The organism is Pseudomonas sp. CBC3, from assembly GCF_037967085.1.
Classification (GTDB): Bacteria; Pseudomonadota; Gammaproteobacteria; order Pseudomonadales; family Pseudomonadaceae; genus Stutzerimonas.
In genome coordinates, this window is sequence record NZ_JBANEO010000001.1 from 356,085 (window position 1) to 370,981 (window position 14,897).

General features: G+C 62.7%; 15 protein-coding genes. 6 read left to right on the forward strand and 9 right to left on the reverse strand.

Annotation, left to right across the window (positions count from 1 at the left end; translation table 11 throughout):
* Positions 1 to 7: 7 nt before the first annotated feature.
* Both nadD and V6943_RS01700 read right to left on the reverse strand, forming a co-directional pair.
* Complete coding sequence (gene nadD / locus V6943_RS01695; protein ID WP_340552417.1) at positions 8 to 667, reverse strand: nicotinate-nucleotide adenylyltransferase; 660 nt, start codon at positions 665 to 667, stop codon at positions 8 to 10.
* Positions 667 to 1,932: a glutamate-5-semialdehyde dehydrogenase gene (locus tag V6943_RS01700; protein ID WP_340552418.1), complete on the reverse strand. Its 1,266-nt coding sequence runs from the start codon at positions 1,930 to 1,932 to the stop codon at positions 667 to 669. Before V6943_RS01700 ends, nadD begins: the two co-directional genes overlap by 1 nt.
* Positions 1,933 to 2,188: 256 nt before the next feature.
* Here V6943_RS01700 and V6943_RS01705 point away from each other — a divergent pair, with 256 nt between their 5' ends.
* A complete protein-coding gene (locus V6943_RS01705) occupies positions 2,189 to 3,508 on the forward strand; it encodes a bifunctional DedA family/phosphatase PAP2 family protein (protein ID WP_340552419.1) in 1,320 nt (439 codons plus the stop codon).
* A gap of 10 nt (positions 3,509 to 3,518) precedes the next feature.
* Here the strand turns inward: V6943_RS01705 and V6943_RS01710 are convergent, their stop codons facing one another.
* The 3 genes from V6943_RS01710 to V6943_RS01720 all read right to left on the reverse strand — a co-directional run bounded on the left by V6943_RS01710 (position 3,519) and on the right by V6943_RS01720 (position 5,478).
* Positions 3,519 to 4,109, reverse strand: a complete 591-nt coding sequence (locus V6943_RS01710; protein WP_131649684.1) for an LON peptidase substrate-binding domain-containing protein — start codon at positions 4,107 to 4,109, stop codon at positions 3,519 to 3,521.
* Between the two features lie 290 nt (positions 4,110 to 4,399).
* Positions 4,400 to 5,110 (reverse strand): LrgB family protein, encoded by a 711-nt coding sequence (locus tag V6943_RS01715; protein WP_165914229.1) that lies wholly within the window; start codon positions 5,108 to 5,110, stop codon positions 4,400 to 4,402.
* 5 nt (positions 5,111 to 5,115) lie between these two features.
* The gene (locus V6943_RS01720; RefSeq protein ID WP_131649682.1) at positions 5,116 to 5,478 is read right to left on the reverse strand and encodes a CidA/LrgA family protein; all 363 of its coding nucleotides are present in this window, start codon (positions 5,476 to 5,478) and stop codon (positions 5,116 to 5,118) included.
* A 164-nt stretch (positions 5,479 to 5,642) separates the two neighbouring features.
* Here V6943_RS01720 and V6943_RS01725 point away from each other — a divergent pair, with 164 nt between their 5' ends.
* The 3 genes from V6943_RS01725 (at position 5,643) to V6943_RS01735 (ending at position 8,516) form a co-directional block, all read left to right on the forward strand.
* Positions 5,643 to 6,098: a MaoC family dehydratase gene (locus tag V6943_RS01725; protein ID WP_340552420.1), complete on the forward strand. Its 456-nt coding sequence runs from the start codon at positions 5,643 to 5,645 to the stop codon at positions 6,096 to 6,098.
* Between the two features lie 76 nt (positions 6,099 to 6,174).
* Positions 6,175 to 7,854, forward strand: coding sequence for a C13 family peptidase (locus tag V6943_RS01730; protein ID WP_340552421.1), 1,680 nt, complete (start codon positions 6,175 to 6,177; stop codon positions 7,852 to 7,854).
* A gap of 20 nt (positions 7,855 to 7,874) precedes the next feature.
* Positions 7,875 to 8,516 carry an oxidoreductase gene (locus V6943_RS01735; RefSeq protein WP_181099764.1) on the forward strand — a complete coding sequence of 214 codons (642 nt, stop codon included), beginning with the start codon at positions 7,875 to 7,877 and terminating at the stop codon, positions 8,514 to 8,516.
* A gap of 184 nt (positions 8,517 to 8,700) precedes the next feature.
* Here the strand turns inward: V6943_RS01735 and orn are convergent, their stop codons facing one another.
* Both orn and V6943_RS01745 read right to left on the reverse strand, forming a co-directional pair.
* Positions 8,701 to 9,243, reverse strand: coding sequence for an oligoribonuclease (gene orn / locus V6943_RS01740; protein WP_131649678.1), 543 nt, complete (start codon positions 9,241 to 9,243; stop codon positions 8,701 to 8,703).
* A gap of 28 nt (positions 9,244 to 9,271) precedes the next feature.
* Positions 9,272 to 10,081, reverse strand: coding sequence for a class I SAM-dependent methyltransferase (locus V6943_RS01745; RefSeq protein ID WP_340552422.1), 810 nt, complete (start codon positions 10,079 to 10,081; stop codon positions 9,272 to 9,274).
* Between the two features lie 126 nt (positions 10,082 to 10,207).
* Here V6943_RS01745 and rsgA point away from each other — a divergent pair, with 126 nt between their 5' ends.
* Positions 10,208 to 11,239: a small ribosomal subunit biogenesis GTPase RsgA gene (rsgA, locus tag V6943_RS01750; protein ID WP_340552423.1), complete on the forward strand. Its 1,032-nt coding sequence runs from the start codon at positions 10,208 to 10,210 to the stop codon at positions 11,237 to 11,239.
* Positions 11,240 to 11,327: 88 nt separating this feature from the next.
* Here the strand turns inward: rsgA and motB are convergent, their stop codons facing one another.
* The gene (gene motB, locus V6943_RS01755) at positions 11,328 to 12,353 is read right to left on the reverse strand and encodes a flagellar motor protein MotB (protein WP_181099757.1); all 1,026 of its coding nucleotides are present in this window, start codon (positions 12,351 to 12,353) and stop codon (positions 11,328 to 11,330) included.
* Between the two features lie 8 nt (positions 12,354 to 12,361).
* On the reverse strand, positions 12,362 to 13,213 hold the full coding sequence (motA, locus tag V6943_RS01760) for a flagellar motor stator protein MotA (RefSeq protein WP_131650034.1): 852 nt from the start codon (positions 13,211 to 13,213) through the stop codon (positions 12,362 to 12,364).
* A gap of 162 nt (positions 13,214 to 13,375) precedes the next feature.
* Between motA and V6943_RS01765 the strand changes: the two genes are divergently transcribed.
* Positions 13,376 to 14,890, forward strand: a complete 1,515-nt coding sequence (locus V6943_RS01765) for an HDOD domain-containing protein (protein ID WP_340552424.1) — start codon at positions 13,376 to 13,378, stop codon at positions 14,888 to 14,890.
* The last annotated feature ends 7 nt before the right edge of the window (positions 14,891 to 14,897 follow it).

The following is a 14,897-nucleotide window of genomic DNA, read 5'->3' on the forward strand; positions in this document are numbered from 1 at the left end:
AACAACCTCAGTTCGACGCCCGGTACAGTCCGTGCGCGTTGATATAGGCCAGTACGGCGTCGGGAACCAGAAAACGGACCGATCGACCACTGGCCAGAAATTGACGAATTCGCGTCGCAGAAACCCCGAGAGGCGCCTGCCAGACGAAAGCGATTTGCCCGCTGCTGCCGGCCAGCGCCAGCGGATCGTTCACGTTGCGTGCCGCCAGCAGATCACGCAGAGCTTCGGGGGCTTCGCTGTCGGCGTCAGGCCGTTGCATGACGAGAATGTGGCAGTGATCGAGCAGCTCATCCCAGCGATGCCAGCTGGGTAAGCCGCAGAACGCGTCCCAACCCATGATAAGAAAGAGCTGATCGTCAGCTTCCATCTCCTCACGTAGCGATTCCAGCGTGTCGAGCGTATACGACGGCTTGTCGCGCTCCAGCTCGCGAGAGTCGACTTTGAGTAGGGGTAATTCCCGCGCCGCCAGCCGGACCATCGCCAGCCGGTCTTGCGCGGAGCTGTTCGGCGTTTCACGGTGCGGCGGGCGGAAATTCGGAACCAGGCGAACCTCGTCGAGCCCGAGCGCTTCAGCCACTTCCACAGCCCCGCGCAAGTGCCCGATGTGCACCGGATCGAAGGTGCCACCGAGAACACCGATGCGCCGTGGCGTGCGGGTAATGCTCATCAAGTACGCACGTGGCCGTCGCCGAAGACCACATATTTCTCGCTGGTCAGACCTTCCAGGCCAACCGGTCCGCGTGCGTGCAGCTTATCGGTAGAAATGCCGATTTCTGCACCCAGGCCGTATTCGAAGCCGTCCGCGAAACGCGTGGAGGCGTTGACCATCACCGACGCCGAGTCGACTTCGGTGATGAAACGGCGGGCATCGGTGAAATTTTCCGTGACGATCGCATCGGTATGCTGCGAGCCGTAACGGTTGATATGTTCGATGGCCTCGCCCAGGGAATCAACCAGCCGGATCGAAAGAATCGGCGCGTTGTATTCGGTGGACCAATCTTCCTCACTCGCGGTCAGCACATCACCACCGAGCAGTTCGCAGGTACGCGGGCAACCGCGCAATTCGACGCCCTTGTCGCGGTAGATAGCGGCCAGCGGCGGCAGCACGCGGCCGGCAATGGCCGCGTGCACCAGCAACGTTTCCATGGTGTTGCAGGGTGCGTAGCGCTGGGTTTTGGCGTTGTCGGCGACGCGAATGGCCTTGTCGATATCGGCGGCCTGGTCGATGAACACATGGCAGATGCCGTCCAGGTGCTTGATCACCGGGACCTTGGCGTCGCGACTGATGCGTTCGATCAGGCCCTTGCCGCCACGCGGAACGATCACATCAACAAATTCCGGCATGGTGATCAGCGCACCGACAGCGGCACGATCGGTGGTTTCGACGACCTGCACCGCAGCGGCTGGCAATTCGGCTTCGGCCAGCCCCAGCTGGATGCAGCGAGCAATCGCCTGATTCGAATGAATCGCCTCCGAGCCGCCACGCAGGATGGTGGCGTTACCGGATTTCAAGCAGAGGCTGGCGGCGTCGATGGTCACGTTCGGCCGCGATTCGTAGATGATGCCGACCACGCCGAGCGGCACACGCATCTTGCCAACCTGAATGCCGGACGGCAGGTAGCGCATGTCGCGAATTTCGCCGATGGGGTCCGGCAGGGTCGCGACCTGGCGCAGGCCCTCGATCATGTCGTCGATACGCGCCGGGGTCAGCGCCAGGCGATCGATCATCGCCTCGTCCAGACCATTGGCGCGTCCTGCCGCCAGGTCTCGCTGATTGGCTTCGACCAGCTCGCTGCGCGCAGCGTCCAGCGCAGCGGCGGCGGCATGCAGTGCGCGATTCTTCTGTGCGGTGGTGGCGCGGGCGAGCACACGCGACGCCTCGCGCGCGGCGCGACCGAGGCGGTTCATGTAGTCGATTACGGACTCGGTCATGGTCTGGCTGGCCTGACTGGAGGGAAAGCGGCTGATTATAGCCACCCACGCGCGCCACGCACAGCGGCGCCGGGCGAATGGCAGGCAAGCGCACCAATGCTCGCGCGATCACCGCCGCTCATTGCACGGCAGCCCGTGAGATCAAGCCGTCGCCGGCCGGAACCGAGCCTCCATGCCTCCGGCGCTATCATGCAGCGCATTGAAACCGGAACACCCACGGCCGGTCGAAACCGTCTCGACGAAAGGAAAACCTCCGATGCCCGAATGGCTCACCGCGCTCACCAGCTGGCTCTCCGAGCACCCGCAATGGCTGGGGCTGAGTCTGTTTCTGGTGGCCTGCCTGGAATGTCTGGCCGTGGTCGGCCTGCTGATGCCCGGCACCGTGCTGGTGTTCGCCATCGCCGTGCTCGCTGGCAGTGGCGTTCTGAGTCTCGGCGAGACATTGCTACTGGGCTATGCCGGCGGCCTGCTGGGCGATCTGCTGTCCTACGGACTCGGACGCCGTTATCACCAGAACATCCGCAGCATGCGCGGCCTGCGCAACCATCCGGAATGGCTGACGCGAGCCGAGCTGTATTTTGACCGTTACGGCATTGCCAGCCTTCTCGTGGGGCGTTTCATCGGCCCCCTGCGACCCATGTTGCCGCTTACCGCTGGCATGCTGGACATGCCGTTCGGGCGTTTTCTGCTGGTGAGCCTGTTCGCCGCGGCAGGCTGGTCGATGGCCTATCTGCTGCCAGGCTGGACGGCCGGCGCCGCCGTACGATTGCCACTACCGGATGGTTTCTGGGGCGAGGCAGGGATCGTCATTGGCGCGCTATTGCTGCTCATCGGTGGGGTCGTGCATTGCAGCCTGCATCAGGTGCGCTGGGTCACGTCGCTGGCTGCCGCCCTGAGCACCGCCATTCTGATCGGCCTGTTCATCGGCTGGCCTTACCTGGTCGAGTTCGACGAGGGCCTGATGGCGGTCGTGCAGGGTGAACGCAGCCCGATATTCGACCGCTTCATGGTGGTGGTAACCCGTGCTGGTGATTACCACACACAATTGTGGGCGGCAGTGCTATTGAGCGTGCTGCTGCTCGCCCTGAGACAGACTCGCGCGGCGGTTTTCGCCATTCTCACGCTGCTGGGCACCGCGCTGGCGAACGGCGCGCTGAAGGCGACGTTCGGGCGGATCCGACCGGACATTCTTGTCGACCCCCTGAGCACTTACAGCTTTCCCAGCGGCCACAGTTCGGCGGCGTTCGCGTTCTTTCTTACCCTTGGAGTACTCGCCGGGCGCGGACAGCCGCCACGCCTGCGCCTTGCTTGGGTGCTGCTGGGCGGACTGCCGGCAACCGCTATCGCGCTGTCACGGGTTTACCTGGGCGTGCACTGGCCTACCGATGTGATCGCCGGCGCCCTACTCGCCTCAGTCTTCTGCGCGGCGAGCCTGACCATCGTGCAATGGCGTACGCCCATGGCGGCGCTCGCACCTAAAGTCTGGTGGCTGATTCTGCCGGCGACCGTAGGACTGATCGGCGCCTTTACCATCTGGGCGCTGCCAGGCGCCATGCTGCTGTATCGCTATCAATAACGCACCGTCGCTATTCGCCGGCATCACCCTGCAATTGTTCGAGCCAACGCTGAATGCGCTGTAGTTGCAACCGCGGATCGTCCAGCTGGAGCAGTTCGATTTTCTGCTCCGGCTGAAAAGGCAACAGATAGGCCAGTTGATGCGCCAGCGAGCACTGCCCCTGCACCGCTCCGCCCATGCCCAGCGTCTCGACCACGGGATGCTGGCCCAGGGCTTCGAGCAACGTCACCAGATCGGCATGCTCATCGCCCAAGGGGCGCTCATCGATTTCGTCACGCCAGCTGATGTCGGCGACCGTCAGCTGGTCGCGCTGCACCTCGGCCGAATGCACATCGAAACGACGACCACCCTCGACGCGGATGCCGAGCAAGCCATTGGGGCGCTGCTGCCAATCGCGGATCAGCGCCTCGCAACCGGTCAGTGCGTATTCGCTCGCCGCCAGGCCCACCTCGCTGCCCTCGATGATGCGGACCACACCAAAGCCGTGCCCCGCTTTCAGGCAACTGCTGACCATGTCCAGATAGCGCGCCTCGAATATCTGCAAATCCAGGGTGCAGCCGGGGAACAACACGGTATCGAGCGGAAACAACGGCAGCTTCATTCGGACTCCTTAGGGTCTGTTGGCGTTTCGTCACGGCCGCGGCGGAGCCGGTTTTAGCGCGAGACAAGGCGCGAGTCGCGCAGTTTGGTCGTTCCAAATAAGCGACGAGAAACGCAGTATCGCGCTAAAACCGGCCCGCCCCTTCGGGTTGCGCGGCAAATGACGCCATGCGGCGTTGCGGGACTTGGCAAGGGAGCGACCATTACCTGCGTCCTGCGCCTTGCGGAACGCCGCCCGGCCTGGCGACATTTGTCACAGCAACGCGGCTCGCGACTAAACGTCAACAGACCCTATGACAACAGCAACACGGCCAGCGGCAGCAGCACCGCCGTCATGACACCCATCAGACTCATGGCCAGCGCCGCGAAAGCACCGCACTCGTCGCCTTCCTGCAGCGCCTGCGCGGTGCCCACCGCGTGAGCGGTCAGGCCCAGCGCCATACCCCGGGCCGCTGGATGCTGAACGCCGAATCGGCGCAACAGTTCCGGACCGATGATCGCGCCGATGATACCGGTGATCATCACGAACACCGCCGCCAGCGCCACCACGCCGCCGATCTGCTCGGCCACCAGCATGGCAATGGGCGAGGTCACGGACTTGGGCGCCAGCGTCATCAGGATCATCTGATCGGCACCGAATGCCCAGGCCAGCGCCATGCCCAGCGCCGTAGCGCCGGTACCGGCCAACAGCAGGGTGAGCATGATCGGCCCGAACAACTCGCGAATCCGCCGCAGATTGAGATACAGCGGCACGGCCAGCGCCACCGTGGCCGGGCCGAGCAGCACGGTGAGCATCTGCGCACTGTCACGGTATTCGTAATAGCTGAGACCACAGGCCAGCAGAATGCCGACGACCACCAGCATCGACACCAGCACCGGCTGCAAAAACACCCAGCGGGTTTTTTCGTAGGCGGCGAACGCCAACTGGAAAGCCGCCAGGGTAATCGCCACGCCAAATAGCGGATGGTGAATCACCGCCTCCCAGGCCGCCTGCCATTGCACCGCGATCATGCTCGCTCCGCCTTGCGCTGCTGGCGGCGAATCAGTGCCTGCATCAACCAGCCGGTGAATACCAGCGACACCACCAGAGAAACCACCAGCACCCCGACGATGGCCCAGAAATCCTCGAGAATCGCCTCGGTATAGGCCATCACGCCCACAGCTGGCGGGACCAGCAGCAGCGGCAGATAACGCAATAGACTCCTGGCCGCCAATTGCAGCGACTCGCTGGCCTGGCCGCGCATCAGCAGCGCCACGAACAGCAGCAGAAGACCAATGATCGGCCCCGGCAATATCGGCAGCATCAGCACGTTGAGTGCAGTGCCGAGCAATTGGAACAGCACCAGCCAGGTTAGCCCGCGTAGCAGCATGAAAGCCTCCGAAGCAAAAGACGCGCGATTATACGTCCCGCTTCCACAACGAGCCCTGTCACAGGCCGGCTCGACCTATGACCCACCATTCGCGGCAACCATGCTTGGTTGATTCATCACCAGGCGCGTGCTGATCTAACTAAAACAAAAAACCCGGAGGACATATGCCGCAGGTACCCGTAGCAGAACTCAAGGACTACATTGGCAAGGAGCTTGGCCGCTCCGAATGGTTCACTGTCGACCAGCAGCGAGTCGACCAATTCGCCGATTGCACTGGTGATCACCAATTCATCCATATCGATCCCGAAAAGGCCGCACAGACACCGTTCGGTGGGACCATCGCGCATGGCTTCCTGTCGCTGTCGTTACTGCCGATGCTGATGGAGGACCTGATGGTCCGCCCCGAAGGCGTCAAGATGGGCGTGAATTATGGCCTCGACAGCCTGCGCTTCATCCAGCCGGTCAGGGTCGGGTCGCGGGTTCGCGTGGCGGCGACGCTGCTGGACGCACACGAGAAGAATCCGGGGCAGTGGCTGCTCAAATGCCGTGCCGTGATGGAGATCGAAGGCGTGGAAAAACCCGCCTACATCGCCGAAACCCTGGCGCTCTGCATCCTCTGATCAGGCCCGGTGCGCCGGTCCCGCACCCCGTCCCGTTTACGGCATACTGCGGGCATCCCGCCTTCCGGATGACCGCATGCGCCACCTCGTCCCGCTCCTGTTTGTTAGCCTCCTTGCCGCGTGTGGCGACGGCGAGCCGCTGCTGCCCGCCGATGCCGTACTGCCAGATGGAGGACGCTATCGGGGCGAGATCGTCGATGGTCTTTTGCAGGGCCAAGGACGCATCGACTACCCCAACGGCAGCTACTACACAGGGACATTCAAGGACGGCCAATGGCACGGCCACGGCCGCTGGCAAGGCGCCAACGGTGACCGCTACGACGGTGAATTCAAACAGGGGCTGTTCGATGGCCAAGGGCGCTTCAGCTATGCAACAGGCGGCGTGTATGAAGGCCGTTTCGAGCGCGGCAGCCTCAACGGCGCGGGGCGCTATAGCGAGCCGGGCCTGAGCTACGAGGGAGAATTCAAAAACGACCTCTACGAGGGCACCGGCAAACTGGCGAGCGCCGACGGCGTCACGTACGAAGGCGAATTCGCCGCCGGCCAGCTCCATGGTGAAGGCACCCGCAGCGACGCGAGCGGGGTGTTCATCGGCACCTTCGTCAATGGCAGCCTGAACGGTGAAGGCGTCTATCGCGGCAGCAGCGGCGAGCACTACCTGGGCGGTTTCGAGAACGATCTGTTTCACGGGCAAGGCCGCTATGAGGACGCCAACAGCGACGTTTGGAAAGGCACCTTCAAACAGGGCGAACTGAGCGGCAAAGGTGAATACACCAGCGTCGACGGTACGCGCTACATCGGCGAATTCAGCCAGTGGCAGTATCACGGCGAGGGGCGTCTGCAACAGCCGGACGGTAGCGTCTATCAGGGCGATTTCCGTGCGGGCCGCTTCGAAGACACCGGCACCCTTACCCGCGCCGACGGCACCAGCCAATCCGGCACATGGCGCGCCGGTCGCCTCATCGAGGATAGCAGCGGCAAGCACCTGAGCGACCCGCTGGAGCTGGGTCTGTTGAATCAGGGGCGTTTACTCGCCGAGGCGCTCGACGCGGTTCCGCCCTCGACACCGGCCGCCGAGCTCTACAGCCTGACCTTCGCCGGCGATGGTCAGCAAAGCGTGTTTCTTCGCGAAGTCGATTACGTCGACCGGCTGCTGACCGAGCGCTTCGCCGCCCGAGGCCAGATCAGCCTGGCCAACCACCGCGACCATATCGCCGACCGCCCGTTGGCCACGCGCGAGAATCTTTCACGGGCCATCCGGACGCTCGCCGAACGCAGCGGCACCGAAGACCTAATCTTCATTTACCTCACCAGCCACGGCTCGGCTGATCACGAGCTTGCGGTAGCGCAGCCGCGGCTGGCGCTGGAAGACCTGCCGGCAGCCGAGCTGGCACGATTGCTGGCCCCGCTCGCCGATCGCAACAAGTTGGTGGTGATCTCCGCCTGCTATTCCGGCGGTTTCATCGAGCCATTGAAAAGCCAGAACACCTTGGTGATTACCGCCGCGCGCGCCGACCGGGTGTCCTTCGGCTGCTCCGAGGAAAGCGACTTCACCTATTTCGGCCGGGCCCTGTTCGCCGAAGCCCTGCATGAAACCAGCGATATTCTGCAAGCGTTCACACTGGCGCAGGCGAAGGTTGCCGAACGGGAGCAAGCCGACCACTATCAGGCTTCGGAACCACAAATCTGGGCGCCGGAGCAGGTTGTCGAACACTGGCGTGCACTGACCGAACAACCGTCCACGTCGACCGACTGATCGTTACAGGAAGCCAAACCATGTATTTGACGCCACAGCGTATTTTGCTTGCCGGCGCCACCGGGCTGACCGGCGAGCATCTGCTCGACCGCCTGCTCAACGAACCCACCGTGGAGTGCGTTCTGGCTCCCAGCCGCAAATCGCTGGCCGAGCACCCGCGGTTGGAAAACCCGGTCGGCCCCCTGCAAACACTCTTGCCGCACCTGTCGGGCGAGCTCGATACCGCGTTCTGCTGCCTGGGCAGTACCATCAAGGAAGCGGGAAGTCAGGACGCCTTCCGCGCCATCGATCACGACTTGGTCGTGGAATTCGCTAAACGCGCCCGCGAACTGGGCGCGAGGCACCTGCTAGTGATTAGCGCACTAGGCGCCAACCCGGACAGCTCGATCTTCTATTGCCGAGTCAAAGGTGAGATGGAAGAAGCGCTGCGCGCTCAGGACTGGCCGCAACTGACTATCGTCCGCCCGGCCCAACTGCTGGGCCCACGCATGGAAGTGCGCCCCATGGAGCGGTTGACCGCCCCACTTTCCTATCTGTTGCCCGGCAAGTATCGCGGCATCTCGGCCTGCATCCTCGCCCGCGCACTCTGGCGCCTGGCATTGGAAGACGGAGAAGGGACTCGGGTGGTCGAGTCGGACGAATTGAGGCGATTGGGGCGGTAACGAAGAAGCTGCAAGCTGCAAGCTGCAAGCTGCAAGCTGCAAGCTGCAAGCTGCAAGCTGCAAGCTGCAAGCTGCAAGCTGCAAGCTGCAAGCTGCAAGCTGCAAGCGAATCAGTGTGCGGGCAGGTACTTGCTGCCAAACTCTGCCTGCTTTCACTTAGAGCTTGGAGCTTGCCGCTGTTTCTTCAGCCCTTAATGAAATGCGCTCGATAGTGACGCAGCTCTGCGATCGATTCGCGAATGTCGTCCAGCGCCAGATGCGTGTTGCCCTTCTTGAAGCTGGCCAGCACATCCGGCGCCCAGCGTGCGGCCAGTTCCTTGAGGGTGGAGACGTCTAGGTTGCGGTAATGGAAATAAGCTTCCAGGCGAGGCATGCGGCGGTATAGGAAGCGTCGGTCCTGGCAGATGCTGTTGCCGCAGATCGGCGACTTGCCCTTCGGCACCCACTGTTCCAAAAATGCCAGCGTCTGCGCCTCGGCCTCCTCGGTGGAGATCCTGCTCTCACGCACCCGCTGCGTCAGCCCGGAACCGCCGTGCTGGCGCGTATTCCATTCATCCATACCGGCAAGAATCTCGTCGCTCTGGTGAACGGCGATGACCGGCCCTTCGGCCAGTACGTTTAGCTGGCTATCGGTGACGATCGTAGCCATCTCGATGATGACGTCGTTATCCGGGTCCAGACCGGTCATTTCCAGGTCGATCCAGATGAGATTCTGCGGGTTCTGCATGATGAGCTCCTTGGCTGTGGCGCGCAGTTTAGCCGCTGGCGGGACGCCCGTCAGGCTGTGAATCGGCGCCGGGTCGCCAGATCAGCAGGCGCGAGTGGCGCCAGTCATCGACCGGCAGACTCTCCTGCGCCTCGACCCCCGGCACTTCGAAACTGTTGCTGATCAGCAGCGCGTCCGACCGCATCTCGGCACACGCCTTACGCCACAGCGCCGGCATGGGCGCCGGTGACAGGAAGCAATAGACCACATCGTAACGGCCCAGGGGCTCGCGCCAGAAACTGCGAAACCGCACCCGGCAGTTGCGCTGGAACAGGCAGCGCAGCCAGCACAGCGCGAACGTCAGCGGCGCGGTTTCGACGCCGACGAAGTGCGCCGACGGATAAGCCCGCGCCAGCCGCACTAGCGTACCGCCAAGCCCGCTGCCCAGATCGATGAAGCGAAAGCCGTCCGGTAACCGCGCCAGTCGCTCGACCAGGCGGCGCTCGGCCGCCGTGCCGGTCAGGTACAGCGGCACTCGCTCGATCAGCGCATTGCCATTGAGCAAGAGCAACACCAGGAAGCCGACCAGCAACGACCAGGGCGGCAGAGAATGGTCCTGCAACAGCACCAAACCCGGCACGAAGGCGAGATTGATCGGCAACCACCAGCGCGACAGCCCGAGCAAATGCCCGAGCAGCGCGGCAAGCGAGCCCTGCAGCCAGGCGGCCGTCAGCAGGCTCACATGCCAGCCCGCCAATCGAGCCAGTGCCAGCAACAGCAGCCAGCTGATGAGCAGCGATGACAGCTGGCTGAACAACGCCAACAAGGCGGGAAATCGCGCAATTGAAAAGGCAGGCATGAGGTCATGTCTTGAGCGAGATGTGACGTCGAGTCTAGCTGGCCAGAACCGCGTCATACAGGCCCCAGCGCGCCATCGTCGGCATGCTAGACTCGCCTACTTTCCAAGCCTGGGCACCCTACGCAAATGGCCAAACGCCAACTCAACCGCCGGCAAAGCTGGCGCATCGAGAAGATCCAGGAAGAGCGCGCCTCGCGTGCGGCGCGACGGGAATCACGCGCAGTAGAAGAACTGGAAGGCGGTGACCTGGGGCCGGAGCAGACCGGCCTGGTCATCGCGCACTTCGGCGTGCAAGTCGAAGTCGAGGCGCAGGAAGGCGAGCGCCGCGGCCAGGTTTTTCGCTGCCACTTGCGCGCCAATCTGCCTGCCCTGGTCACGGGCGACAGGGTGGTCTGGCGGCCGGGCAATCAGGGCATCGGCGTCATCGTCGCGCAGTTGCCGCGCCAATCCGAACTCTGCCGGCCCGACACGCGCGGCCAACTCAAGCCGGTCGCGGCCAATGTCGATCTGATCGTCATCGTCTTCGCCCCCTTGCCGGAACCGCACGCCAATCTCATCGATCGCTATCTGATCGCCGCCGAGCATGCGGGTATCACCCCACTGCTGCTATTGAACAAGGCGGACCTAATCAATGCGCAAAACGAAGGTGCACTCAACGCGCTGCTCTCGGTCTACCGCGAACTCGGCTACCCGCTGATGGAAGTCTCCGCCCACGACGGCGCAGGCATGGATGCACTGAAAGCGCGGCTCGACGGCCATGTCAGCGTATTCGTCGGCCAGTCAGGCGTGGGTAAATCATCGTTGGTGAACAGCCTGTTACCGGGCGTCGACACGCGCGTCGGCGCATTGTCGGAAATGACCGGCAAGGGCACCCACACTACGACCACCGCGCGGCTATTCCATTTTCCCGGCGGCGGCGAATTGATCGACTCGCCCGGCATCCGTGAATTCGGCCTGGGGCACGTTAGCCGAGCCGATGTGGAAGCCGGATTCGTCGAGTTCCAGAATCTGTTGGGGCACTGCCGGTTCCGCGACTGCAAGCACGACCGCGAGCCCGGCTGCGCTCTGCTGAAGGCGCTGGAGCAAGGACAGATCCAGCCACAACGCATGGCCAGTTATCGCTACATCATCAGCACCCTGTCGGAAGCGGATTATTAGCCTGGGGCTGGAAAGCATTCGGTTCGCCGCTAGTATTTAAGCTGTTTCTTTCCAACTTTTCCTTCCAGCCTCAAGCGCTTGTATCGGCTTATTGGCTTCGAGGCTCGTCGAACTGCAGCACCCCTTCCTCGAAGATATTCAACCGCTCGCGCAATTGCGTCGGTGGCAACGGATCGGGTACTTCGATGATTGAAGCTCCGTCGGGATTGGCCGTCGCTGCCCCCGACAATTGCGATTCAACGGAAGCGTCAACCGCATCCGCGTCCGACTGTTCCCCTTCGATGTTGCGCTGGGCCTTCTTGGTCAGCACCAGAATGTCGATGCGACGATTGACCGGATTCAGCGGATCATCCCGATCGAACAGGGCCGATGAGGCATAACCCACAACGCGGGCAATCTGATCCTCCGGATAGCCTCCGGCGACCAGCGTGCGCCGAGCCGCGTTGGCGCGCCCTGCCGATAGCTCCCAGTTACCGAAATCACCTCGTCCCGAGTATGGCTTGGCATCGGTGTGCCCGCTGATGCTGATCTTGTTCGGCACGGCGCGAATGGTGTCGGCCATCGCCAGCAGAATGTCCTCGAAGTAGGGCTGCAGCTGCGCGCTACCCAAGGCGAACATCGGGCGGTTTTCGGCATCCATGATCTGAATGCGCAGCCCGTCCTGAGTGATCTCGAACAGGATCTGATCCTTGAAGCGGGTCAGGTCGGGATTTTCGTCGATCTTGTTCTGCAACTCCTGCAACAGTAGTTCCAGCCGCTCGCGCTCCAGCTGCTCGGCAAAGGTTTGCGCCTGATCGGCGTCGAGTGCTGCTTCGGTCTGTTGCACGGCCGGGTCGACCACATCGTTGAGCGTACGGTCCGGCGCTGGCGTCGGCGTACCGCCCAGGTCGATCACGTGCGGGCTGGCACTTTCCGTGAAGCCGATCGGGTCCTGGAAGTAGCCCGAAATGGCGCGTTTCTGTTCCGGCGTTGCCGAGGACATCAGCCACATCACCAGAAAGAACGCCATCATGGCCGTGGCAAAGTCGGCGAAGGCGATCTTCCAGGCACCGCCATGGTGCCCGGCCGCGGATTTCTTGACCCGTTTGACGATAATCGGTTGGGTATTGTCCATGATCGCGCTTAGCTACCACGCATGGCTTGTTCGAGCTCGGAGAAGCTCGGGCGATGCGCCGGTAGCAGTACCTTGCGGCCAAACTCCACGGCGAGCGTTGGCGGCATGCCCGACGCCGACGCCACCAGCGTGGCTTTGATGCTTTCGTAGAGATTGAGTTCTTCTTTGGCGTCGTGCTCGAGCGCACCGGCCAGCGGACCGAAGAAGCCGTAGGAGGCAAGAATGCCGAGGAATGTACCCACTAGCGCCGTCGCGACCTTTTCTCCGATCTCGGCGTTCGAGGCGGACGCCAGAATCGACATGGTGATCACGATCCCCAGAACGGCGGCCACGATCCCCATCGCGGGCAAGCCGTCGGCGACCTTAGCCACGGCGTGCGAGGGATGTTCGAGCTCTTCCTTGAGGCTATTCAATTCCATGTCGAACAGCCCTTCCAGCTCGTGCGGAGCCATATTGCCGGACGACATGATGCGCAAGTAATCGCAGACGAACGCCGTCATGCGTTCATCCTTGAGGATCGCAGGATATTTACTGAAGATCGGGCTGGCCTTGGGGTCTTCGAGGTCCGCCTCGATCGCCATCATCCCCTCGCGGCGGCTTTTGTTGAGGATTTCATAGAGCATCCCCAGCACTTCCAGATAGTACTTGTGAGTAAACCGGGTGCTGAACATCTGCAGTGATTTCTTAAACACCACTTTGGTGGTGCTGCCGGGGTTGGCCTGCAAGAAGCCACCGAGCGCCGCTCCCCCGATGATCATGACCTCAAATGGGTGGATAAGCGCGCCGAGCTTGCCGCCGGACAGCATGAAACCGCCGAGCACGCTGCCGATTACTACGAGGATGCCAATAATCTTTGCCATAGGAGGTACGTCTAAAACCTGATCACAAGGCACCTGAAACAAGCCACGCGACATCGCGCGCTCCGGGGTCACAGGCGGGGCGTATGAAAGAATTGTTCTGGTTATCGGAGCTTTTGCGCCAGACTAAAGGCCAACCCGATGAAATGCCAGTTCGGTGGCGCCATGACCACACCCCCTCTCCCACGCACGCTCCCCGCCTGGATCAAGGCGCTGGACGCCGTTGTGCTGCCGGCGTTCGCCGACCCGCATGCACGAGTTCAGCGGGCAATGCGCGACAGCAGCAAGTCCATGCGCCAGATCGCCGAGCTGATTCAGGAAAGTCCGATCCTGGCGCTCAACGTGATTCGAGAAGCCAACCGCAGCGCGGCGTCGGCCGGCAAGCCGGCAGAGAGTCTCGAAGTCGCGCTCAGCCGCATCGGCTTGAAACGAGCCGAAGCATTAATCGCAGGGATTCCGGCAGCCCGACCCAGCGAAATCCCTGCACCGTTGCGGCAGATGGTGCTGATCAGTCGACACGCCAGCCAACAGGCCAATGGACTGTTCGCAGCCCGCCTCGCGCGGCTCTGGCAGGAAATTCACTGGAGCAGCCTGCTGTTCCTCGCCCCCGTGTGGACTCTGGTCGCGGCGCATCCGGAACTGCTCGAGGCCTGGGAACAACGCGTGCTGGTCAGACGCGAGCCGGCGCCCCAGGTCGAACAGGCCTTGCTGGGCATCCCGTTATTGGATCTTTGCGTGGCGGTCGCCGAGCATTGGGGGCTGCCCGGATGGATCGCCCAAGGTTATCGTCTGCTCAGCCAAAATCGGCGAATGCTGATCAAGGCGCTGCACGTCGCCCGCGATAACGAACATCCGTTGCATCAGCAACAGATGCTCGATGCCGATCCGGAGCTGCGTCGCTGGCTTACCCTGCCGAGCAATACCATCGTGCTGGCCAACGGCCTAGCGCTTTCTGCGCACCATAGTTGGAGCGGCATTCACAGCCTGCGCTGGCAGCGGCTCGCCGGGCTGTATCTGCAGGTCCCGCTGACCGAACTGCAGCAAATGGTGCACCAGCAGGCCGCAGCCAGTGCGCAGACGATCGGGAAGACCGACCTTTGGCATCCGGCTCAGGCCCTGCTGTGGCCATGGGAAACGGTGTTTCAGGTCGAAAAGGTCGCCAGGCTGCCCAATACCGAAGCGCTGACGCAATGGCGCACGCATTGCCGTGAACTGCTCAGCGAGCCCTGTCCATACGACAATGTCATCCAGCTCACCGCCACTGCGTGCAAAGCGCTGACCTGTGCCGGCATGCAGCGGGTGCTGCTGATGATCGTCGACCGCAGGCAGCAGCGCCTGGTCAGCCAGCAAGCCAGCGGCCTGCCGCGCGAGGCCTCCCGACTTACTCTCGAGCCGGATCAGAGCCAGGTGTTGCGCAGGCTGCTGGAAAAGCCCGCCCTGCTGCGACTCACGCCCGACAACGTGGCGCAATTCTCCGCCTTGCTACCGGGCGCGCTGAAGGCGCTGTTTCCCAGCGAGCATGTCCTGTTGCGCTCCGTGGGTCAGGAGGGTCGGGTGATCATGCTGGTGGTGGCCGATCAGGGCAACACTGCGTTCAGCGAAACGGGTGTGCAGGCGTTCACCAAGACCGTCCAGTGCATCGAGCGCGCCCTGGCAACGTTCAGCAAACGCGGCCGCTGACATTTTT